The organism is Phenylobacterium sp. (assembly GCF_036723115.1).
GTDB lineage: Bacteria > Pseudomonadota > Alphaproteobacteria > Caulobacterales > Caulobacteraceae > Phenylobacterium.
In genome coordinates, this window is the sequence record NZ_DAIMHV010000037.1 from 1 (window position 1) to 19,630 (window position 19,630).

The 19,630-nt window shown below is 69.4% G+C and carries 20 protein-coding genes; 7 read left to right on the forward strand and 13 right to left on the reverse strand.

All coding sequences use genetic code 11. The annotated features are described in order from the left end of the window. The first annotated feature begins 4 nt into the window (after positions 1–4). Genes V7D28_RS06065 through V7D28_RS06080 form a run of 4 tightly spaced genes read left to right on the forward strand, consistent with a single transcriptional unit; the run spans position 5 to position 2,363 of the window. Positions 5–784: a ComF family protein gene (locus tag V7D28_RS06065; protein ID WP_333586490.1), complete on the forward strand. Its 780-nt coding sequence runs from the start codon at positions 5–7 to the stop codon at positions 782–784. 60 nt (positions 785–844) lie between these two features. Next, on the forward strand, positions 845–1,099 hold the full coding sequence (gene grxC, locus V7D28_RS06070) for a glutaredoxin 3 (protein WP_333586471.1): 255 nt from the start codon (positions 845–847) through the stop codon (positions 1,097–1,099). 8 nt (positions 1,100–1,107) lie between these two features. Then, entirely contained in the window at positions 1,108–1,938 is an 831-nt protein-coding gene (locus tag V7D28_RS06075) for a carbon-nitrogen hydrolase family protein (RefSeq protein ID WP_333586472.1), read from the forward strand. Continuing rightward, positions 1,935–2,363: a DUF1178 family protein gene (locus V7D28_RS06080; protein ID WP_333586473.1), complete on the forward strand. Its 429-nt coding sequence runs from the start codon at positions 1,935–1,937 to the stop codon at positions 2,361–2,363. The genes V7D28_RS06075 and V7D28_RS06080 overlap by 4 nt, the downstream gene beginning before the upstream one ends. Before the next feature lie 52 nt (positions 2,364–2,415). Here the strand turns inward: V7D28_RS06080 and V7D28_RS06085 are convergent, their stop codons facing one another. Continuing rightward, on the reverse strand, positions 2,416–3,699 hold the full coding sequence (locus V7D28_RS06085) for an OmpP1/FadL family transporter (protein WP_333586474.1): 1,284 nt from the start codon (positions 3,697–3,699) through the stop codon (positions 2,416–2,418). Positions 3,700–3,926: 227 nt separating this feature from the next. Here V7D28_RS06085 and clpB point away from each other — a divergent pair, with 227 nt between their 5' ends. Next, a complete protein-coding gene (gene clpB / locus V7D28_RS06090; RefSeq protein ID WP_333586475.1) occupies positions 3,927–6,506 on the forward strand; it encodes an ATP-dependent chaperone ClpB in 2,580 nt (859 codons plus the stop codon). 52 nt (positions 6,507–6,558) lie between these two features. Here the strand turns inward: clpB and V7D28_RS06095 are convergent, their stop codons facing one another. The 5 genes from V7D28_RS06095 to V7D28_RS06115 form a co-directional block, all read right to left on the reverse strand. Beyond that, positions 6,559–6,939, reverse strand: coding sequence for a hypothetical protein (locus V7D28_RS06095; protein WP_333586476.1), 381 nt, complete (start codon positions 6,937–6,939; stop codon positions 6,559–6,561). Positions 6,940–7,013: 74 nt separating this feature from the next. Further along, entirely contained in the window at positions 7,014–7,550 is a 537-nt protein-coding gene (locus V7D28_RS06100) for a hypothetical protein (protein WP_333586477.1), read from the reverse strand. A 69-nt stretch (positions 7,551–7,619) separates the two neighbouring features. Beyond that, entirely contained in the window at positions 7,620–8,045 is a 426-nt protein-coding gene (gene arfB, locus V7D28_RS06105) for an alternative ribosome rescue aminoacyl-tRNA hydrolase ArfB (RefSeq protein WP_333586478.1), read from the reverse strand. Then, on the reverse strand, positions 8,029–9,333 hold the full coding sequence (locus V7D28_RS06110; protein WP_333586479.1) for a hemolysin family protein: 1,305 nt from the start codon (positions 9,331–9,333) through the stop codon (positions 8,029–8,031). The genes arfB and V7D28_RS06110 overlap by 17 nt, the downstream gene beginning before the upstream one ends. Before the next feature lie 112 nt (positions 9,334–9,445). Then, on the reverse strand, positions 9,446–9,931 hold the full coding sequence (locus tag V7D28_RS06115; protein ID WP_333586480.1) for a Fur family transcriptional regulator: 486 nt from the start codon (positions 9,929–9,931) through the stop codon (positions 9,446–9,448). Positions 9,932–10,032: 101 nt separating this feature from the next. Between V7D28_RS06115 and V7D28_RS06120 the strand changes: the two genes are divergently transcribed. After that, positions 10,033–12,111, forward strand: coding sequence for a TonB-dependent receptor (locus V7D28_RS06120; RefSeq protein WP_333586481.1), 2,079 nt, complete (start codon positions 10,033–10,035; stop codon positions 12,109–12,111). 105 nt (positions 12,112–12,216) lie between these two features. On the opposite strand, the gene V7D28_RS06125 is transcribed toward V7D28_RS06120, so the two are convergent. The 3 genes from V7D28_RS06125 to V7D28_RS06135 all read right to left on the reverse strand — a co-directional run bounded on the left by V7D28_RS06125 (position 12,217) and on the right by V7D28_RS06135 (position 14,935). Beyond that, positions 12,217–13,014, reverse strand: coding sequence for a DUF4167 domain-containing protein (locus V7D28_RS06125; RefSeq protein WP_442957900.1), 798 nt, complete (start codon positions 13,012–13,014; stop codon positions 12,217–12,219). Between the two features lie 284 nt (positions 13,015–13,298). Further along, on the reverse strand, positions 13,299–14,168 hold the full coding sequence (prmC, locus tag V7D28_RS06130) for a peptide chain release factor N(5)-glutamine methyltransferase (protein ID WP_333586483.1): 870 nt from the start codon (positions 14,166–14,168) through the stop codon (positions 13,299–13,301). Then, the gene (locus V7D28_RS06135) at positions 14,165–14,935 is read right to left on the reverse strand and encodes an MOSC domain-containing protein (RefSeq protein WP_333586484.1); all 771 of its coding nucleotides are present in this window, start codon (positions 14,933–14,935) and stop codon (positions 14,165–14,167) included. Before V7D28_RS06135 ends, prmC begins: the two co-directional genes overlap by 4 nt. 82 nt (positions 14,936–15,017) lie before the next feature. Between V7D28_RS06135 and V7D28_RS06140 the strand changes: the two genes are divergently transcribed. Then, entirely contained in the window at positions 15,018–16,373 is a 1,356-nt protein-coding gene (locus tag V7D28_RS06140; protein WP_333586485.1) for a YihY/virulence factor BrkB family protein, read from the forward strand. On the opposite strand, the gene prfA is transcribed toward V7D28_RS06140, so the two are convergent. The 4 genes from prfA to ispG form a co-directional block, all read right to left on the reverse strand. Beyond that, the gene (prfA, locus tag V7D28_RS06145) at positions 16,328–17,407 is read right to left on the reverse strand and encodes a peptide chain release factor 1 (RefSeq protein WP_333586486.1); all 1,080 of its coding nucleotides are present in this window, start codon (positions 17,405–17,407) and stop codon (positions 16,328–16,330) included. The two genes, V7D28_RS06140 and prfA, sit on opposite strands and share 46 nt — an antisense overlap. 148 nt (positions 17,408–17,555) lie before the next feature. Further along, positions 17,556–17,849, reverse strand: coding sequence for a hypothetical protein (locus tag V7D28_RS06150; protein WP_333586487.1), 294 nt, complete (start codon positions 17,847–17,849; stop codon positions 17,556–17,558). 69 nt (positions 17,850–17,918) lie between these two features. Then, complete coding sequence (locus V7D28_RS06155; protein ID WP_333586488.1) at positions 17,919–18,398, reverse strand: hypothetical protein; 480 nt, start codon at positions 18,396–18,398, stop codon at positions 17,919–17,921. 90 nt (positions 18,399–18,488) lie between these two features. Continuing rightward, the coding region (gene ispG, locus V7D28_RS06160) for a flavodoxin-dependent (E)-4-hydroxy-3-methylbut-2-enyl-diphosphate synthase (RefSeq protein WP_333586489.1) at positions 18,489–19,630 on the reverse strand (1,142 nt) is incomplete at its 5' end.

The window sequence follows — 19,630 nt, forward strand, 5'->3', positions numbered from 1 at the left end:
GGACATGGGGCTGCAAGATGGGGCCTTGGGCGGCCTCTGGGAACCTGGGGCGCGGCTGAAATCCGCCGGCCGGGGCCTGCTCGACCTGATCTTCCCGCCGCTCACCCTGGACCCGGGGGCGCGGCCCCAGTCTCCGGGCCTCTCGGCGGAGGCCTGGTCGCGCATCGTCTTCATCGACGGGCCGGTCTGCGACGGCTGCGGCGCGCCCTTCGAGTTCAGCCTGGGTCCGGGGGTGCGGTGCGCGGCCTGCGAGGCCAAGCCCCGGGCCTTTCACCGGGCCAGGGCCGCCTGTGTCTATGACGAGGCCTCGCGCGATCCTATCCTCCAGCTCAAGCACGCCGACCGCCTGGACCTGGCGCCCCTGCTGGCCCGGTGGGTCTCCCGCGCCGCCGATCTCCTGGTGGAGGAGGCCGACGCCATCGTTCCCGTGCCGCTGCACCGCGGACGGCTGTTCCACCGGAAGTTCAATCAGGCCGCAGAGATCGCCCGGACCCTCGCGGCCCTGCGCCGGCGGCCCTATCTGCCTGACGCCCTGGTGCGCGCCCGCGAGACGGCCAGCCAGGGCGGCAAGTCGGGTCAGGCCCGTCGGCGCAACGTGGCGGGCGCCTTCACCGTGCCGCCGGGGCGGCGTCGGCAGGTGGAGGGGCGCAACATCCTGCTCATTGATGACGTTCTCACCACGGGAGCCACCGCCGAGGGCTGTGCGCGAGCCTTGCGCGCGGCCGGCGCCTCCCGGGTCGATCTGGCGGTGGTGGCGCGGGTCCAGACGCCGCATACAGCCTGATCGGCTGCGCTTTTCGCCCCAGGTCTGGACATTTAACCCAGGACGCCCCTTATCCCCGCCATGGCCAACGTCACCATCTACACCAAGCCCTACTGCCCCTACTGCATCCGCGCCCTCGACCTCCTGGAGAAGAAGGGGGTGGCGTTCACGCAGATCGAGGCGGCCTTCGATCCCGAAAAGCGCCGTGAAATGAACGAGCGCTCCGGTCGCAACACCTTTCCCCAGATCTTCGTCGGCGAGCGCCACATCGGCGGCTGCGACGACATGATGGCGCTGGAGCGTTCCGGGGAACTCGACGCCCTGCTGGGCGCCTGAGGCCGGCCATGGCGCGCCTGCCTGTCGCCCTGGTCCAGACGCGGACGCCGGCCAGCCACGCCGCGGCGCTGGATCACGTCCTGCCCCTGGTGCGTCAGGCGGCCGAGGGCGGCGCGCGCCTCATCGCCACCCCGGAAGGGACCAACATCCTTCAGAAGGATCGGGACCGCCTGCTGCCGCAGCTTGCCCGGCTGGAGGATGATCCGGTGGTCTCAGCCCTGCGGGACTTCGCCGCCCAGGCCCGGGTCTCGGTTCTGGTGGGCTCGGCCCTGGTGAAGCGTGAGGATGGCAAGGCCGCCAATCGCAGCGCGCTCTTCGGCCCCGACGGCGCCCTGCTGGCCACCTATGACAAGCTGCATATGTTCGACGTGGACCTGCCCACGGGCGAGACGGTTCGGGAGTCGGCCACCTACGAGCCCGGCGACCGCGCCATCCTGGCCAGCGCCGAGGGGGCGCGGCTGGGCCTGACCATCTGTTACGACGTGCGCTTTCCGGCCCTGCACCGCGCCCTGGCCCAGGCGGGTGCGGAGATCCTGACCGTGCCGGCGGCCTTCACCCGGCCCACGGGGGAGGCCCACTGGGAGGTGCTGTTGCGCGCCCGGGCCATCGAGACGGGCAGCTTCGTCCTGGCGCCGGCCCAGGGCGGTTTCCATGAGGACGGCCGCGGCACCTATGGTCGGACCCTGGCCGTGGCGCCCTGGGGCGAGGTGATCGGCAAGCTCGATCACGACGAACCCGGCGTCCTGCAGGTGGAGCTTGACCTCGACCAGGTGGCCAAGGCGCGGATGGCCATTCCGGCCCTCGCCAATGGCCGGGCCTTTCAGGGGCCGGGGGCATGATCCGCTACGCCCTGGTGTGCGAGCACGAACACGAATTCGAAGGCTGGTTCGGCGCGTCGGCGGACTTCGATGACCAGCAGGCCCGGGGGCTGCTGGAATGCCCCATGTGCGGGACGCGCGCCGTGCGCAAGCAGATCATGGCGCCCGCGGTGGCGGGCACGAAGCGCACCACGCCGGACCTGCCGCCCCAGGCGCGGGCAGTGATGATGGAGGCCCTCAGCAAGGTCCGCCGCCACGTGGAAGAGAATTTCGACTATGTGGGCGACGCCTTCGCCACCGAGGCCCGCGCCATCCACGAAGGCCGCTCCGAAGATCGGGGCATCTATGGGGAAGCCTCGCCGGCCGAGGTCAAGGCCCTGGTGGAGGACGGCGTCCCCGTCGCGCCCCTGCCGGCGCCAGCGCCCAAGAAGACCGAGGTCAACTGACGACGGCCAAGGCCGCCGTCAGTTTGTCGCCCGCCACCCCTGAACGGGCCGATCAGAACGTCTTGCGCAGACCCAGGGACAGGATGCCCGCCTGACCGGTGACCTTGCCCCGCAGGCGGGTGACGGTCTGCGCCGCCGTGCCGCCATAGAAGGTGGTGTCGTGGTTCACCTGGCTCTCGTCGAAGGCCACATAGGACAGGGCGGCGTCCATCTGCAGGCTGTCGCTGAGAGTGGCGGTGGCGCCGACCCCATAGAGCCAGCGGTCGCCGTCGGGCACCCGGGCGGTGCGCAGCTCATCAGGCGTCGGCGTCGGATCATACTGGACGCCCGCCCGCAGGGTCAGGGCGGGGTTCACCACATAGTCCATGCCCACCCCGCCGGTGGTGACGTCGTTATAGCGCTGCGGCAGCGTCTCGTTCACCGGGACCGACGAGACGCGAATGGCGTCGAACTCGCTCCAGCCGATCCGGTTGACCTGGGCGTTCAGCGCCAGACGGTCGGTGGCCTGCCAGCGGGCGCCGAAACTGGCCATCCAGGGGGTCGAGAAGGTGGCCGAGCCTTCGGCGTCCACATTGAAGGGCGCCAGCGGGCCGGCCAGGCCCAGCACGCGGACATTGCCGCTCAGGTCGTGCTCGATGGCGCTGCGATAGCTCGCCCCGAAGGTGAGGCGATCGAAATGGGCCTGGGCGCCGACGCTCCAGCCGAAGTCCCAGCCATCGCCCTTCAGTTGCGAGATTCCGTCCGGCGCGCCGGGCGCCAGGTTCGGATAGGCGTTGGAGAGGGTCGCCTCGGCATATTGCGCGCTGACGCCCACCCCCAGGTCCAGCCAGTCGGTGGCCCGCATGGCCGCGGTCAGCTGCATATCGGCCGTGGTCAGGCCCGATTCCAGGCCGTCATAGCGGGCCCAGGCGTTGTCCCGGTACTCGGTGGTGAAATTGTACGGGGCGGCCATGGAGAGGCCGAGGGCGAACCGGTCGCCGATGGGCGTGGCGATGGCGAAGTTGGGGGCGACGCCATCCTGGATCGGGCTGGGCGCGCGGGGCTCGCCGCCGACGGGCGCGGTCACGCCGCCCGGATAGGTGATGGTCGAACCCTGGTTCTCCACCTGGGCGTCCACGAAGATGGCGTGCGCGCCCAGATAGGCTTCGCGCTGTGAGCGGGCGATCGAGGCCGGGTTCCACCACAGGGACGCCACCCCGGTGTCGGCCACCTCGCCGGTATAGGCCCGGCCGGCCCCGCGCACCGATTGTTCCTGAAGGTAGAAACCACCCGCCAGGGCGGGGGCGGCGGTCAGGCTCGTCGCGCCCGCCAGGGCCAGGACCAGGGCCTTTTTCATAGTGTCGTACTCCACGCAGGTCAGAGGATCGCAGGCGCAGGCGCGCCAGCCTTGGCCAGGGGAAGGGGTGAACACCGGTTTCGTTGCCGGGATGGGACCGCGAACCGGTCCGCACAAAGGCCGTTCGGCCGTCTTGTGTGGCTCAACCGCCACACCTACATCAGGCGCGGCGAGGCTTGCGCTGACTCAAAGGCGAGCCTGGCCAATCCGCCTAATGAGGGGATGCCATGAACATCGACGTCTATTCCGACCGCGCCAAACAGGCGATCCAGTCGGCGCAGAGCCTCGCGCTCGCCCGCCGCCACCAACAGCTTGCGCCCATCCACCTGCTCAAGGTCCTGCTTGAGGAGAAGGACGGCCTGTCCCGCGCCCTGATCCAGAGCGCCGGGGGCCGGCCTGACCAGGCCGATGCGGCGGTGGAGGCCGCGCTCGCCCGCCGGCCCAAGGTCGAGGGCGGCACGGGCCAGCTCTATATGGCGCCCGAAAGCGCCAGCGTCTTCGCCCGCGCCGAGGCGGACGCCAAGAAGGCCGGCGACGCCTTCGTCACCACCGAGCGCCTGCTCATCGCCATCGCCGCCGAGGGCGGGGAGGCCGCCGAGGCCCTGAAGGGCGCCGGCGCCAAGGCCGAGGCCCTGGACAAGGCCGCCGGCGACGTCCGCAAGGGCCGCACCGCCGACTCCGCCTCGGCTGAGGAGGGCTATGACGCCCTCAAGCGCTATGCCCGCGACCTGACCCAGGCCGCCCGGGACCAGAAGCTCGATCCCGTCATCGGCCGGGACGAGGAGATCCGCCGCACCATCCAGGTGCTGTCGCGGCGCACCAAGAACAATCCCGTCCTGATCGGCGAACCGGGCGTGGGCAAGACCGCCATCGTCGAGGGCCTGGCCCTGCGCATCATCAATGGCGACGTGCCCGAGAGCCTGAAGGACAAGCAGCTTCTGTCCCTGGACATGGGCGCGCTGATCGCCGGCGCGAAGTATCGCGGCGAGTTCGAGGAGCGGCTGAAGGCGGTGCTGAACGAGGTGACCGCGGCCGAGGGCTCGATCATCCTGTTCATCGACGAGATGCACACCCTGGTGGGCGCCGGGAAGACCGACGGCGCCATGGACGCCTCCAACCTGCTGAAGCCGGCGCTCGCCCGCGGCGAGCTGCACTGCGTCGGTGCCACCACGCTGGATGAGTACCGCAAGCACGTGGAGAAGGACGCCGCCCTCGCCCGCCGCTTCCAGCCCGTCTTCGTCGACGAGCCCTCGGTGGAGGACACCGTCTCCATCCTGCGGGGCCTGAAGGAGAAGTACGAGGTGCACCACGGGGTGCGCATCTCCGACAGCGCCATCGTGGCGGCCGCGACCCTCTCCAACCGCTACATCACCGACCGCTTCCTGCCCGACAAGGCCATCGACCTGGTGGACGAGGCGGCCAGCCGCGTGCGCATGGCCGTGGACTCCAAGCCCGAGGAGCTGGACGAGATCGATCGCCGGGTCGTTCAGCTGAAGATCGAGCGCGAGGCCCTGACCAAGGAGACCGACGCCGCCTCGCGCAATCGCCTGGAAAAGCTGGAGGACGAGCTGGCCGAGCTGGAGGGTCAGTCCGCCGAAATGACCGCCGCCTGGAAGGCCGAGAAGGACAAGCTCTCCTCGGCGGCCCAGGTGCGCGAGGCGCTTGACCGCCTGCGCGCCGAGCTCGTCGCCGCCCAGCGCCGCGGCGACCTGCAGCGCGCCTCAGAGATCGCCTATGGGGAGATCCCGCCCCTGGAGCGTCGCCTGGCCGAGGCGGAGAACGCCGCCGAACAGTCGGTGAGCCCCGAAGTGGTGGACGCCGAGCAGATCGCCGCCGTCGTCAGCCGCTGGACCGGCGTGCCCGTCGACAAGATGCTGGAGGGCGAGCGCGAGAAGCTGCTCTCCATGGAGGACAATCTGCGCGGCCGGGTGGTGGGCCAGGAAGAGGCGCTTGTCGCCGTCTCCGACGCCGTCCGCCGGGCGCGCGCGGGCCTTCAGGATCCCAACCGCCCCATCGGCTCCTTCCTGTTCCTGGGGCCCACCGGCGTGGGCAAGACCGAGCTCACCAAGGCTTTGGCGGAATTCCTGTTCGATGACGAGCAGGCCATCACCCGTCTGGACATGAGCGAGTACATGGAGAAGCACTCGGTCAGCCGCATGATCGGGGCGCCTCCCGGCTATGTCGGTTATGACGAGGGTGGCGCGCTCACCGAGGCCGTGCGCAGAAGGCCCTATCAGGTCGTGCTGTTCGACGAGGTGGAGAAGGCCCACCCCGACGTCTTCAACGTGCTCCTGCAGGTTCTGGATGACGGCCGCCTGACCGACGGCCAGGGGCGCACGGTGGACTTCCGCAACACCCTGATCATCATGACCTCCAACCTGGGCTCGGAATTCCTGGCCACCCAGGCCGAGGGCGAGGATGTGGAGCTGGCGCGACCCATGGTCATGGAGGTGGTGCGCAGCCACTTCCGGCCGGAGTTCCTGAACCGGATCGACGAGATCATCCTCTTCAAGCGCCTGGGCCGGACGGAGATGGACAATATCGTCCGCATCCAGCTCCAGCGGGTGGAGAAGCTTCTGGCCGACCGTCGCATGGCGCTGACCCTCGACGAGGGCGCCATGGCCTGGCTGGGGGACAAGGGCTACGACCCGGTCTATGGCGCCCGGCCGCTGAAGCGGGTGATCCAGAAGGAGCTGATCGATCCCATCGCCCGCAAGCTGCTGGCGGGGGATATCGAGGACGGTTCAGTGATCTCGGTGAGCGCCGGCCAGGACGGCCTCGTCATCGGAAAGGCCCAGGTCCACTGAGCCGGCGGGCTGTGATCTGATTTCGCCGAAGTCGGATCACAGCGCCGGTCCTTCAGCTTCTGTTCCGGGTCAGGCGCTGGGCGGCGTAGATGTCGGCGAGCGTCAGGACGGCCAGCAGGCCATAGCCCACGGCCAGGCCCCGCCATTGCGCCCTGGTGGCGGGCCGCGCCTTGAGCAGGACGGCCACCTGACCCAGAAGGCTCAAGCCATGGGCGGCCAGCCAGCGCTTGTTGGGTCCGGCCAGCATCAGGCCTGCGCCGGACGCCATCTCCCGAAGGCCCAGGGTCCGCACCATGCCGGCGTCAGCCATGCCGGCGCTGCGGGCCACCGCCTCGGGTCGGGCGGCTTTGACGAGGCCCACCAGCAGGGTGGCGGCGCCCAGCACATAGAGGGTGGGGCGGACGGAGGCCGGGGTCTGTGACAGCGAAGCCATGGCCTGAAAAGAACTTCGCCCGCCGCCGGGTTCCGGCGACGGGCGAAGACGATGTCGAGGCTGACCCTGCGAACTCACAGGTCGATGGGGCTCACCCGGCCGCCGCGGGTGACCACCCGGCGCATGATGGCGATGCTCTCGCCTGATCCGGCCTGGGGCCGGGCCACGGTGATCACGAACCAGGCCCCGTCCGGCAGGTTGGAGAAGTTGAAGCGGTCGGCGGCGTCGCAGGTGGTGCGCCGGACGAAGGACGAATAGTCGTCATTGGGCGCTGACGGCGTCCGCGCCCGCACCTCGTCGGCCGGCAGGGCGGCCGCATCCGGCGAGGAATAGAGGATGGCCATGCGCCGACGGGTCCAGGGCGTCTCAGGGGTCAGCACGACGCCGGCCCCCGAACAGGTGTAGCGCGCAGCCCCCTGGCGATAGGTCAGGCGCCCGTCGATGGAATTCCGGCCGGGCACCGCCGACCAGGAGAAGTCCTCCGGCCGGAAGACCGTGGCCGAGGGCGGCGCCGATCCCGGCGGCGGGGGCGGGGGGCCAAGCGTCGGGGCGCAGGCGGCGACGACAAGGGCGAGCAGGGCGGCGAGCGCCGGGAGGCGGAGCATGGACATGGCGCAACCTTAGTTAAGGTCTGTGACAGAAGCCAACCCCCGTTAACCTCCGTCCGGGCCGCCTTGACCTCAGTCCTCTCCCCGGGGGCGACCACGGGCCGACTTCACCGCCCCCCGCCGGGCCTTGGACTCCAGACGCCGGGTCTTCGAGGCCAGGGTGGGCTTGGTCTTCTTGCGCGGCGGCGGCGGGGGTTCGGCGGCCTTGCGGATCAGCTCCACCAGCCGCTCCAGTGCCTCGGCCCGGTTCCGCTCCTGGGTGCGATGGGTCATGGCGGTCAGCACCAGCACCCCGTCCTGGGTCAACCGCCGCCCGGCCAGCTTCATCAGCCGCACCGCCACGTCATTGGGCAGGGAGGGCGAGCGCCGCACATCGAAGCGCAGCTCCACCGCGGTGGAAACCTTGTTGACGTTCTGGCCGCCGGGACCTGCGGCGCGGATGAACCGCTCGACGATCTCATGGTCCTCAAGGTTGATCGCCTCAGTGATCGGGATCATCGGTCGCAATCCGCACGAACAGAAGCTTGTCGATCCGCCGTTCGTCCATATCGATCACCTCCACATGATGGCGACCGACGCGCAGGGTGTCGCCCTCCCTCGGGATGCGCCCCAGGCGATGCAGGATCAGGCCGGCGGCGGTATGGAAGCCTTCGTTGTCCTCGAAGTCCTCGTTGAGCCATTCGGCCAAATCGAGAAGATCTGCACGGCCGTCCACCAGAAACGACCCGTCTGCACGCTCAAAAATCAAAGGGGCAGGCGCATCGTGCGCTTCAGGAAAGTCGCCTGCAATCATCTCCAGAAGGTCGATGGGGGTCACCACGCCTTCCAGATTCCCGAATTCATCCACAACGAAGGCCATGTGGAGGGTGGTCTTCTTGAACTGCTCCAGCGCCCGCAAGATCGAGGTGGTGTCGGGAACAAACAAGGGCGTCTGCACCAGGGGGCGCAGGTCGAACGGCCCGGAATCGATAAGCAGGTCTGCGACGTCCCTCTTGTGCAGCACGCCTAAGGGATCATCGATGCTCTGGGCTTCGCACACCACGATGCGGGAGTAGGGGCTGGCGCGCAGTTCTTCCCGCTGTTTGTCGGGCGTATCGGCCAGAGAAATCCAGTAAACTTCCCGGCGCGGGGTCATGGCTACCCGGATGGAACGGTCTCCCAGGCGCATGACCTCGGTCATGATCCTCTGCTCTCCCGGCTCGATGAGCCCGGCACGGGCGCCTTCAGCCAGGGTGATTTCAACATCCTCCTGGCTCATCGGTTGGCCTGCGGCGTCCCTCACTCCCATGAGCCGCAGCACCGCGGCGGTTGATGCGGTCAGAAGGGTGATGAAGGGACCCATGATGATCGCCAGCACCGCTAGAGGGCGAGCTGCCAGAGCGGCCAGGGTCTCGGGAAAGATCAGGGCCAGACGCTTGGGGACTAGTTCGCCGACGATCAGGGACACATAGGTGATGCAGATGACCACCAACCCCGTCGAGATCGGTTCTGAGTAGGCGGCGAACGCCGGCCAAGCCTCCAGCAGTTCGTCCAGTTCAGCGGCGATGGTCGCCTGGCCGAAGGCGCCGGCGAGGATCCCTATCAAGGTGATGCCGACCTGGACCGAAGACAGGAAGCGCGTTGGCTGTTCGGCCAGCCGTAGGGCGGCCGCCGCGCCCTTATCCCCACCCTTGGCGCGGGCTTGCAACCGTCCCTTCTTCGCTGACACCACTGCGAGTTCGGACATGGCGAAAAGTCCGTTCAACACCAACAGGAGAAGAACGGAGACGACGGCGACGAGCAGCATTGGCCCATTGGGGGAAGCGCGGCAGGAAGGTGAACCGCTACGCTATTCTACGGCGCAGTTCGCTCCCGGCGCTAGCGCCACATTTTGGCTGTGGGAGGGCGCGCCGGGCGCCTCAGGCGTGCTCGCGGCAGGCGGGGCAGAGACCCCGGGCCTCCAGCGTCACGGTGCGCACCGCATAGCCGGCCACCTCGGCGGCGGCGAACTGGGGGGCGAAGTCGGGCTCGAACTCCTGGGCCGCCCCGCAGCATTCGCAGATCAGGAAGGCCGCCCGGTGCCCGGCGCCTTCGATCCGGCAGGGGACATAGGCGTTGAGGCTCTCGATCCGGTGGGCGAAGCCCAGCCGCTCCAGGAATTCCAGGGCGCGATAGACGGTGGGCGGCTTGGCGGGCTCGCCGTGGGCGCCATAGGCGGCGATGAGGTCATAGGCCTTCATCGGCCCCTTGGCCTCGAGCAGCAGCTCCAGCACGCGACGCCGGGGCGGGGTCAGGCGCTCCCGGGTCCGCTCGCAGTGAAGCTGGGCCGCCTGCATGGCGAAGGCCAGGGCTTCGCCCTCCAGGCCCGGCTGCCCGCTTTCGTGGTGATGACACTCAGCGCCCATGCAATTCAGCTAAACGTCTCTGGAATCCGACGCAACCGGCTTGACGTCTCGTTACGTTATTTCATAACGCACTGACTTCGTTTCAAGATCAGGGCGTTTCCATGGGCAAAGCACTTCTTCTCGCCACCGCGGCTGTCATGGCGGGGGCCGGTCCGGCCCTGGCCCAGGGCGGGGCGCCGACCAATGTGGCCGAACTGGTGGTCACCGCCGCGCCCTATGCGGTGTCGGCCGATTCCGTCACCACGGGGGTCGAGGTGTTGACCCGCGAGGCCCTGGACCAGGCGCCCGCCGGCGGCCTGGGCGAGGCTCTGAGCGGCCTGCCGGGCGTGCGCTCCACCTTCTTTGGTCCCGGTGCGAGCCGGCCGGTGATCCGGGGTCTGGCCGGGCCGCGGGTGCTGGTGCTGACCAACAGCGTGGGCATGGTCGACGCCAGCGCCCTGTCGCCTGACCACCAGGTGGCTGTGGACCCCCAGGAGGCCCAGCGCATCGAAGTGCTGCGGGGTTCCGCGGCCCTGGCCTATGGCGGCTCGGCCATCGGCGGGGTGGTGAACATTTTCGATGATCGCATCGCCGAAGCGCCGGTGGACGGCGTCTCCGGCCGCATCCTGGGCGCCATCACCAGCGGAAACAGCGGCGAGCATATCTCGGCGGGCTTCAAGGCCGGCGCCGGGCCGCTGGTCTTCTCCCTGGACGGCCTTCGTCGCCAGACGGAGGACTACGACATCCCCGTTCCGGCGGAGTCCCGCCGCCAGCTCGACGCGGAGGGCGAGCCCTTCCTGGGGCCTGCCGCCAGCAAGGCGGAGAATACGGCTGTGCGGCTCGACAGCTTCGGGGGCGGCGTCTCCCTGGTGAGCGACGGCGGCTTCATCGGCCTGTCGGCCCGGTCGACCCGCAGCACCTATGGCGTGCCCGGCCATGCCCATGAGCATGGTCACGATGACCATGACGACGATGATCACGATCACGATCACGATCACGACCATGACCATGACCACGACCATGATGAGGACCAGGGGGACGAGGAAGGGGTCCGGATCAATCTGAAGCAGACCCGCTATGATCTGCGCTCGGCCTATGACATCGCCTTCGGCCCGTTCGACCGGGTGAAGTTCTCCGGCGGCTACGCCGACTACGAGCACGTGGAGATCGAGGACGGCGCGCCCGCCACCCGCTACCTGTCCGAGGGCTGGGAGGGCCGGCTGGAACTGGTGCAGGCCGAGCGCGACGGCTGGCAGGGCGCCGTGGGCGTTCAGGGCCTGACCCGCGACTTCGAGGCGCTGGGCGATGAGGCCTATGTGCCGGCCGTGGAGATCCGAGAGGCCGGGGTCTTCACCCTTCAGCGCCTGGATCGCGGCGGTTGGGGGGTCGAGGGCGGCCTGCGCCTGGACCGCCGCTCGCTGAAGACCGCAGCGGTCAGCCGGGACTTCGACAATGTGTCGGCCACGCTGGGCGCCTTCCTGCGTCCGGCCGAGGGCTGGTACCTGGGCGCCAGCCTCTCTCGGGCCGCCCGCGCGCCGTCGGAGGCCGAGCTGTTCGCCGACGGCCCCCACATCGCCACCCGCGGCTATGAGGTGGGCGACGATGACCTGGACTCCGAAATCTCCTACGCCCTCGACCTGACCGCCCACTATGACGGCGGGCGCTGGGACGCCGATCTGCACGCCTTCGCCGTCCGCTATGAGGGCTTCATCGACCTGCGGCCGACCGGCGCGGAGGACGCCGAGAGCGACCTGCCCATCTATGTCTACCGCCAGACCGACGCCGATTTCTGGGGCGCGGAGGTGGAGCTGGCCTACCGCCTGTGGACCGATGGCGAGAACAGCTTCCGGCTGGAAGGGGCGGCCGACTATGTCCGCGCCCGGTCGGACCTGGGGGCGCCGGCCCGCATCCCGCCCTGGTCGGCCACCGGCCGTGCGGTCTTTGATGCGCCCCGCTGGACGGGCGTCCTGGAACTGCGCGAGGTGGGCGAGCAGACCCGCGTGGCCGAGAACGAACTGCCCACCGACGGCTATCGCATGATCAACGCCTCGCTCGTCCTGCGGCCGGTGGCCGGGTTCAAGGTGTTTTTCGAAGGGCGCAATCTGAACGACGCCGAGGCCCGCGAGCACGCCTCCTTCCTGAAGGATCTCGTGCCCATGCCCGGCCGCACCTTCCGCATGGGGGTGGGCTACAGCTTCTGACCGCCTGCGTCAGTCGGCGAGAAAAAGGCCCCGGAAGCGCGGCTTCCGGGGCCTCATTCTTTAGGACGTCACGCCTCGTGAGGCTCGGCGTGCGACGCCTAAGCCTCAAGCGTCCTCGGTCTCTCCGGCGGCGGCTTCGCCCCCTTCAAAGCTCCGGGGCGCCCGGCGGCGGCGGGGGCGGCGGGTCGCGCCGTCCTCGCCCTCGGCCCGCGGCTCGGGCCGGGCCTGCAGGAAGGCCGGCGCCTCGCTCTGGCCGCCATCGGCGTCGCGCAGGACCGGGCTCTCGGTCAGGGTCTCGGCCACCAGGGGCTGGGCCTGGGGCTCCACCACGGCCATGGGATCGCGCTCGGGCCGGTCTTCGCGTTCGGTGCGTTCGCCCCGGGGGCGGTCGCCGCGCTCGTTGCGCTCCCGGCGGTCGTCGCGATCGCGCCAGCGGTCCCGGCGCCCCTCACGGCGGTTGTTGTCGTCCCGGCGGCCGCCGTTCTCGTCGCGGCGCGCCTCGTCCCGGTCGCGCTCGCGGGGCTGGCGCTCGCCTTCGGCCTCGCCGTCGTTCGTCTCGGACGCCTCGGCGGTGTCGCCCTGGGGCTGGCCGCTTTCATCCTCGAAATCGATGTCGAGACCAGAGCTCACCTGGTCGCGCCCCAGGATCTCGCTGGGCGAGCGCTGCGGCTGCATGGCCCGCAGAAGGCGGAAATAGTGCTCGGCGTGCTGGAGATAGTTCTCCGCCAGCACGCGGTCGCCCGAGGAGGTCGCGTCCCGGGCCAGCTGCTGGTACTTCTCGAAGACGGTCTGGGCGTTTCCACGCACCTTCACGCCGTCCGGGCCATTGGAGTCGAAGGCGCGGTTGGCGTTGTGCTGGGGCTTGCCGCCACCCCCGCGATTGCGCCCGCGCTGACGCTTCATGCCCTTGAAATCTCTCATATTTGGTAACCGTCTGGGCCGCGCCAGCCGGCCGGATCAACCGGGTCGACGTGCGGCGGCGTGGGCCTCATCTCGGGATCGGGCCGCAAGGCCCGCAATGTCCGCGTTTGAAGACGTAAAGCTCTCCATCCTCCGACCCGGCTGGAGCGCATGCCTCGTAAGGCCTGTCGCTGCGCTTGCCGGTGCGGCTGGCGCCCTTACCGATCAGGGCTCCTGTGACCTGGAACACCGGCGATTTGGGTGGAGACGCCTAGGGATGTAGCGATTCAGCGCCCGCTTTCCAAGGGACTTTTTTTGCCGAGCACCACGCGGTCCAGTCCGGCCAGGTCCTGTTCGGTCCGAACCTCCAGCGCGCCGGCCGCCTGGAACAGGGCCTCCACCGCCGCCTTCTGGTCGTATCCGATCTCCACGGCGAACAGGCCGCCGGGTTTCAGGACCCGCAGGATTTCGGGCGCCAGACGACGATAGGCGTCCAGGCCGTCGGGGCCGCCGTCCAGGGCCAGACGCGGTTCATGCACCCGCACCTCCGGCTCCAGGGTCTCGATGACTTCGGTGGCGATATAGGGCGGATTGGCGGTGACAATGTCGAACTGCGCCTCGGCCAGACCTTCGGCCCAGTCCCCGCGCAGCAGGGCGCAGCGCCCGGCCAGGCCCAGATGGGCGGCGTTGTCGCGGGCCACGGCCAGGGCCTCGTCGGAAACGTCCACCCCCAGGCCCTTGGCGGCCGGGCGTTCGGCCAGGATGGCCAGGAGGATGGCGCCCGACCCCACGCCCAGGTCGAGGATGGACAGGCGGTCGGTCTCAGCCGTGGCCTTGAGCACGGCGTCCACCACGCATTCGGTGTCGGGCCGCGGGGTCAGGACGTTGGCGTTGACCTGCAGCATGATCTTCCAGAAGCCCTTGCGGCCCAGGATGTGGCTCACCGGCTCCCGCCGCTCCCGGCGGCTCAGATAGTCCTCGAGCCGCGCCTCCTGTTCGGCGCTCAGGGCGCGGTAAGGGTCGGTGACGATGTCCATCCGGGTGGCTTCGGCGGCGGCCTCCACCAGCAGGCGCGCATCGATCACCGGGCCGGACAGGCCGGCCGCCTCCAGGCGCTTGCGCGCCGCGCCCCAGGCCTGGACGAGGGTGGTGGTCATGCGCTGGCTCCCGGAATGGTGCAGGCGTCGCCCGGGCTCACCGTTCCATCGCCGGTGACGTGCACATAGACGCCGCAGAACATGTGGCCGTAGTGATCGAAGAGGGCGCGGGTGATCTCCATGTCCCGCTCGGCTGTGGCGGGGTCCACATGGGTGGCCGCGCAGCGGACGATGGGCTTGAACACCCTGGCCCGCGCCCAGCCGACCATCAGGTCGCGTCCCGCCCAGTCGTTTTCCGCCCAGGCCGGCCAGCCGTCCACATAGATGTTGGCGCGGAAGCGCAAGGGATCGATGGGTCGGCCGAGCTTGGCCTCCAGATCGCGCACGCTGGCCAGGTTGAGGATCGAGACGTCCCCCCGCGGATGATCCATGAACCGGTGGCCCGGCGCCTCGATCACCTTCAGAGGTCCCCTGGCCTCGTCCCCCAGCAGGTCGGCCAGCCAGGTTGCGAAGGCGGCCCGCCCTTCCGGCGCGCCCAGGTCGGCGCTGAGCTCCGCCAGTCCCTCAGCTGTGGCCGACAGGAGGCCGGTGGCCTCGTCATAGCGGGTGGCGGCGGCGGCCACCCGCGGCAGGGCGGCCAGGACGGTGAACTTCTGCTTCGGGATGAGGGTCGGCGCGTCAGGGTCGAAGCCCGAAGGGCCGTTCTCCACCGCAAAGAGGCGGTCGAACGGGAAGGGGGCGCCCGCCTTCAGGTCGGCCCGGGCGATGGCCTCGGGCGTGAACCCCTTGACGGGATGGCGGTAGAGGGCGGCGACTTGACCGATCATGCCCCCTGTTGCCGCATGGACGGGCATCTCACAAGGGGGCCGCGGGAACGGTCAAGTCGCTGCCGGGTTCTGGCCATAGACCATGGCCGCGCTCCGACCTTTTCGTTCGCCCAAGCCCCGCCCGCAGGCGCGCAAGCCCCTGTGGCGCCTGGCGCCCCATATCGCGCCCTGGTTGCTGGTGGCCGGGCTCGCCCTCTGGCGCAGGCGCAACCCCGCGCCCGTGGAGGTCGCACCTCAGCCCGGTATGAGCCGGCAGGACGTGGTGGAGCCCCACGCCTTGGACGCCCAGGAGCCGGGACGCGGACGCCTGGCGCCCCATCCCCGACATATTCCCCTGCACGGCTGGAAGGACATCCTCTGGCGCACCGTCCAGGAGATCAACCGCGACCGGCTGCCCCGGGTGGCCGGCGGCATCACCTTCTACGCCCTGCTGGCCATGGCGCCGGCCCTGGCGGTGTTCGTCTCCCTCTATGGCCTCTTCGCAGATATCGGCCAGGTCGAGGGGCAGCTGAACCAGATGGCCACGGTCATCCCCGATGATGTGGTCGCCATCGTCGGCGAGCAGATGCGCCGGCTGGCTGTGGAGCGGAAAGCCAATCTGAGCCTCGCCTTCGCCGTCAGCTTCGCCCTGTCGGTCTGGACCGCCAGCAACGCCACCCGCGCCTTGGTGGACGCCATGAACATCGCCTATGACGAGCTGGAGAAGCGCAATGTCATCCAGCTGATGGCGGTGACCTATGTGGCCACCTTCGGCATGCTGGTCTTCCTGCTGATGGTCACGGGCCTGCTGGTGGCCGCCCCCATCCTGCTACGCGTCATGGGCCTTGGCGCCTTCGAGCCCCTCTGGGCGCCCCTGCGGTGGGTGGTGCTGCTGGCGGCGGCGGCCGGCGCCTTCACCCTGCTTTACCGCTATGGCCCCTGTCGCAGCCGGGCGCGGTGGCGCTGGGTCTGGCCGGGGGGCGTGCTGGCCGCCGGCCTCTGGCTGGCGGGCTCCCTGGTCTTCTCCTGGTTCCTGAACAACTTCGCCAATTATGACGTGACCTACGGCTCCCTGGGGGCGGTGATCGCCTTCATGATGTGGATCTGGTTCTCGGTCATGGTGGTGCTGCTGGGCGCCGAGCTGAACGCCGAGATCGAGCACCAGACGGCGCTGGATTCGACCACGGGCCCCGAACAGCCTCTGGGTGAGCGCGGGGCCACCATGGCCGATACGGTGGGCCTGGCCCTGACCACCACCCTGACCGACGCCCTGGGCCTGGCCTGGCGCGGCGGACGGGATTTCGGCCGCAGACTGCTGGCAAGGCTGCGTGAGCCGGCCGAGCCCGACGAAGCCGCCCAGGCGAGGCGGGAGGGGCAGGATGCGCCCAAGGACCCAGGATCGGGGCCGGAGCCTCAGCCCCCCAGCTCGTCCTCCAGGGCCGCGAGGCGCGCGGCCTGATCCTCGGCGATCAGCGGGTCGATCACGTCGTCCAGGGCCTCGCCCTCCAGCACCTTGGGCAGGTTGTAGAGCGTCAGGTTGATCCGGTGGTCGGTGACCCGGCCTTGCGGGAAGTTGTAGGTGCGGATGCGCTCGGACCGGTCGCCGGACCCCACCTGGCTCTTGCGGGCGTCGGCGCGCGCGCTGTCGAGGGCTTCGCGCTGCATCTCGTAGAGCCTCGCCTGCAGCACCTTCATGGCCCGGGCGCGGTTCTGATGCTGAGACTTCTCGGACGAGGTCACAACGATGCCGGTGGGCAGGTGGGTGATGCGGACGGCCGAGTCGGTCTTGTTCACGTGCTGGCCGCCGGCGCCGGAGGAGCGATAGGTGTCGATGCGCAGGTCGGCGTCGTTGATCTCGATCTCCACATCCTCCACCTCGGGCAGAACCGCCACCGTGGCGGCCGAGGTGTGGATGCGTCCGCCGGCCTCGGTCTCGGGCACGCGCTGCACGCGGTGGACGCCGCTTTCGAACTTCAGCCGCCCGAACACCCCGTCGCCGGTGATGGAGGCGATGATTTCCTTGTAGCCGCCCACCTCGCCTTCGGAGACGCTGTCGATCTCCACCCGCCAGCCGCGGGTCTGGGCGTAGCGCTGGTACATGCGGAAAAGGTCGCCGGCGAACAGGGCGGCCTCATCCCCTCCGGTGCCGGCCCGGACTTCCAGGATGGCCGAGGCGTTCTCGTCCTTGTCCTTGGGCGCCAGCAGCAGGGCCACCTGGTGTTCCAGCTCGGGCAGGCGGGCCTTGAGCGCGTCCAGCTCCTCGCGGGCCAGGGCGGCCATCTCGGCGTCGCCGCTGGCGGCCATCTGCTCCAGCTCCGGCGCCTCGTTGCGGGCGCGGGTCAGGCCCTCCACCGCCTCGGCCACCGGGCGCAGTTCGGCATGCTCCTTGGACAGGCGGACGATCTCGGCCCCGTCGGTGGCCGCGCCCATGCGCGCCTCGATCTCGTGGAATCGATCGAGAACCTGGTCGAGGCGGGCCTGGGGAAGTCGCACTTTGGTCGGTCACCTGTTGAAGCGGGAGGCTATCTAGCCTCGCCCGCCCCGCGGGACAAACCTTGTGATCTGGCCCCCAAGCGGATGCGCTGGGGCCAAGCCGGCCGCACCCCCTAGGGGCGCGGCCGATCCGGACATCATGACGACGTCAGGCGCGCACGCCGGTCATCGGCGCGGAGCCGAAGGCGCCCAGCTTCACATTGCCGGACATGGAGTCGCCTTCGACCTTGGCTTCGAATTCCAGGGTCATGGGCATGGGCGAGGTGATCTGGGTCGACCAGGTCAGGGTGTCGCCATTGACCTTACCCTCGACCGTCTGGGTGCCCATCTGGCCCGAGGTGGTGCCGGTGAAGGTGTCGCCATTGGTGGTGATGGTCGCATCCACCGTCTGGGCGCCCATGGGCGTGTTGATGGTGATCTTCCAGTTGCCGTCCGCGGACATGTCGTCCTCCCGTTATTGGAGCCGGCACCTAATCAAGCGGCGCAATTGGGCGCAAGCGTGACGCTGACGTCAGCTTTGCGCGGCGGCGGCGGGGTCGGTTTCGTCGGCGCCCAGAGCTACGCCCACCTGTCGCAGCCGGGCCATCATCTCGACCAGCCGCGCATAGATTTCGTTGGCGCCCTGCAGCATCTCCGGGCGGGTGAAGACGGCCGCCGGGGCCACCAGGCCCCCGCCGACCCGCTCCACCAGGCCCGCGCCGATCAGGGCGGCCACATAGCGGTCCTGGATGTCGCGGGGAATGCAGAGGAGGCGGTTGAGATCTTCCTCGCTCACCGGGCGGCGTTGGGAGTCCGGCGGCACGTCATAGAGGCCGGCATATCGGTCCCGGGAATCCCGCAGATGGGCGGTGTTGGAGGTCCACACCCCGGTGAACACCAGCAGGGCCAGCACGTCGCCGCCATTGGCGTGGGCGAACTCGCTCAGCAGGTTCAGCGCCTCATGAGCCAGGATGCGGTTGGCGACGCGGCGAGTGTCGGGACTGGGGGGCAAGGCGGACGCTCGGGGGGAACGGAACAGAACCTGATCTTTTTAGCGCCTTGGCGTTAAAACGCCACCATCGCAGGCGTCGGGCGCAGTGCGCTACTCTGCGGCGACCCCGGCCCCGGCGAGCGCCTGCTGCGCCTGCAACTCGGCGGCCTTGGCCTCCACCAGGGCGACGATGTGGTCGACCATGCCGGCATTGTCCATCTTGTGGTCGGGGCGGCCGGCCACATAGACCATGCCGGCGCCCTTGCCTCCGCCGGTGAAGCCGATGTCGGTCATCAGGGCTTCGCCCGGACCGTTCACAACGCAGCCGATGATCGACAGGCTCATGGGGGTGGAGATGTGGGCCAGCCGCTGTTCCAGCGTCTCCACCGTCTCGATCACATTGAACCCCTGCCGCGCGCAGGACGGGCAGGCGATGATGTTCACTCCGCGATGGCGCAGGCCGAGCGACTTCAAGATGTCAAAGCCGACCTTGATCTCCTCTACTGGATCGGCGGCCAGGCTGACCCGGATGGTGTCGCCGATGCCGGCCCACAGCAAAGAGCCCAGGCCGATGGCCGACTTCACCGTGCCGGTGCGCAGGGCGCCGGCCTCCGTCACCCCCAGGTGGAGGGGGCAGTCGATGGCCTCGGCCAGCATCTGATAGGCGGCCACGGTCATGAAGACGTCAGAGGCCTTCACGCTGATCTTGAACTCGTGGAAGTCGTGATCCTGCAGGATGCGCGCGTGGTTCAGCGCGCTTTCCACCATGGCGTCCGGGCAGGGCTCCCCGTACTTTTCCAGCAGGTCCCGCTCCAGGGAGCCGGCGTTGACGCCGATGCGGATGGAGCAGCCATGGTCGCGGGCGGCCTGCACCACCTCGCGCACCCGGTCAGGCGAGCCGATATTGCCCGGATTGATCCGCAGGCAGGCCGCGCCGGCCTGGGCGGCCTCGATCCCGCGCCGATAGTGGAAGTGGATGTCGGCCACCAGGGGAACCTTGGCGGCCTTGGCGATGGTCCCGAAGGCCGCGGTGGAGGCCTCGTCGGGGCATGAGACCCGGACGATATCGGCCCCGGCCTCCTCCAGCTGGCGAATCTGGTCGATGGTGGCCCCGGCGTCGGCGGTGACCGTATTGGTCATGGACTGGACGCTGATGGGGGCGTCGCCGCCCACCTCCACGGACCCGACATGGATCTTGCGGCTCTTCCGGCGGGCGATGGCGCGCCAGGGGCGGACGTGGGTGTGATCTTGCT

Excerpts from the sequence above, each read along its gene's own strand:
- V7D28_RS06065 (WP_333586490.1), top strand. The coding sequence starts at position 5 with ATGGGGCTGCAAGATGGGGCCTTGGGCGGCCTCTGGGAACCTGGGGCG.
- grxC (WP_333586471.1), top strand. The coding sequence starts at position 845 with ATGGCCAACGTCACCATCTACACCAAGCCCTACTGCCCCTACTGCATC.
- V7D28_RS06075 (WP_333586472.1), top strand. The coding sequence starts at position 1,108 with ATGGCGCGCCTGCCTGTCGCCCTGGTCCAGACGCGGACGCCGGCCAGC.
- V7D28_RS06080 (WP_333586473.1), top strand. The coding sequence starts at position 1,935 with ATGATCCGCTACGCCCTGGTGTGCGAGCACGAACACGAATTCGAAGGC.
- V7D28_RS06085 (WP_333586474.1), bottom strand. The coding sequence starts at position 3,699 with ATGAAAAAGGCCCTGGTCCTGGCCCTGGCGGGCGCGACGAGCCTGACC.
- clpB (WP_333586475.1), top strand. The coding sequence starts at position 3,927 with ATGAACATCGACGTCTATTCCGACCGCGCCAAACAGGCGATCCAGTCG.
- V7D28_RS06095 (WP_333586476.1), bottom strand. The coding sequence starts at position 6,939 with ATGGCTTCGCTGTCACAGACCCCGGCCTCCGTCCGCCCCACCCTCTAT.
- V7D28_RS06100 (WP_333586477.1), bottom strand. The coding sequence starts at position 7,550 with ATGTCCATGCTCCGCCTCCCGGCGCTCGCCGCCCTGCTCGCCCTTGTC.
- arfB (WP_333586478.1), bottom strand. The coding sequence starts at position 8,045 with ATGATCCCGATCACTGAGGCGATCAACCTTGAGGACCATGAGATCGTC.
- V7D28_RS06110 (WP_333586479.1), bottom strand. The coding sequence starts at position 9,333 with ATGCTGCTCGTCGCCGTCGTCTCCGTTCTTCTCCTGTTGGTGTTGAAC.
- V7D28_RS06115 (WP_333586480.1), bottom strand. The coding sequence starts at position 9,931 with ATGGGCGCTGAGTGTCATCACCACGAAAGCGGGCAGCCGGGCCTGGAG.
- V7D28_RS06120 (WP_333586481.1), top strand. The coding sequence starts at position 10,033 with ATGGGCAAAGCACTTCTTCTCGCCACCGCGGCTGTCATGGCGGGGGCC.
- V7D28_RS06125 (WP_442957900.1), bottom strand. The coding sequence starts at position 13,014 with ATGAAGCGTCAGCGCGGGCGCAATCGCGGGGGTGGCGGCAAGCCCCAG.
- prmC (WP_333586483.1), bottom strand. The coding sequence starts at position 14,168 with ATGACCACCACCCTCGTCCAGGCCTGGGGCGCGGCGCGCAAGCGCCTG.
- V7D28_RS06135 (WP_333586484.1), bottom strand. The coding sequence starts at position 14,935 with ATGATCGGTCAAGTCGCCGCCCTCTACCGCCATCCCGTCAAGGGGTTC.
- V7D28_RS06140 (WP_333586485.1), top strand. The coding sequence starts at position 15,018 with ATGGCCGCGCTCCGACCTTTTCGTTCGCCCAAGCCCCGCCCGCAGGCG.
- V7D28_RS06150 (WP_333586487.1), bottom strand. The coding sequence starts at position 17,849 with ATGTCCGCGGACGGCAACTGGAAGATCACCATCAACACGCCCATGGGC.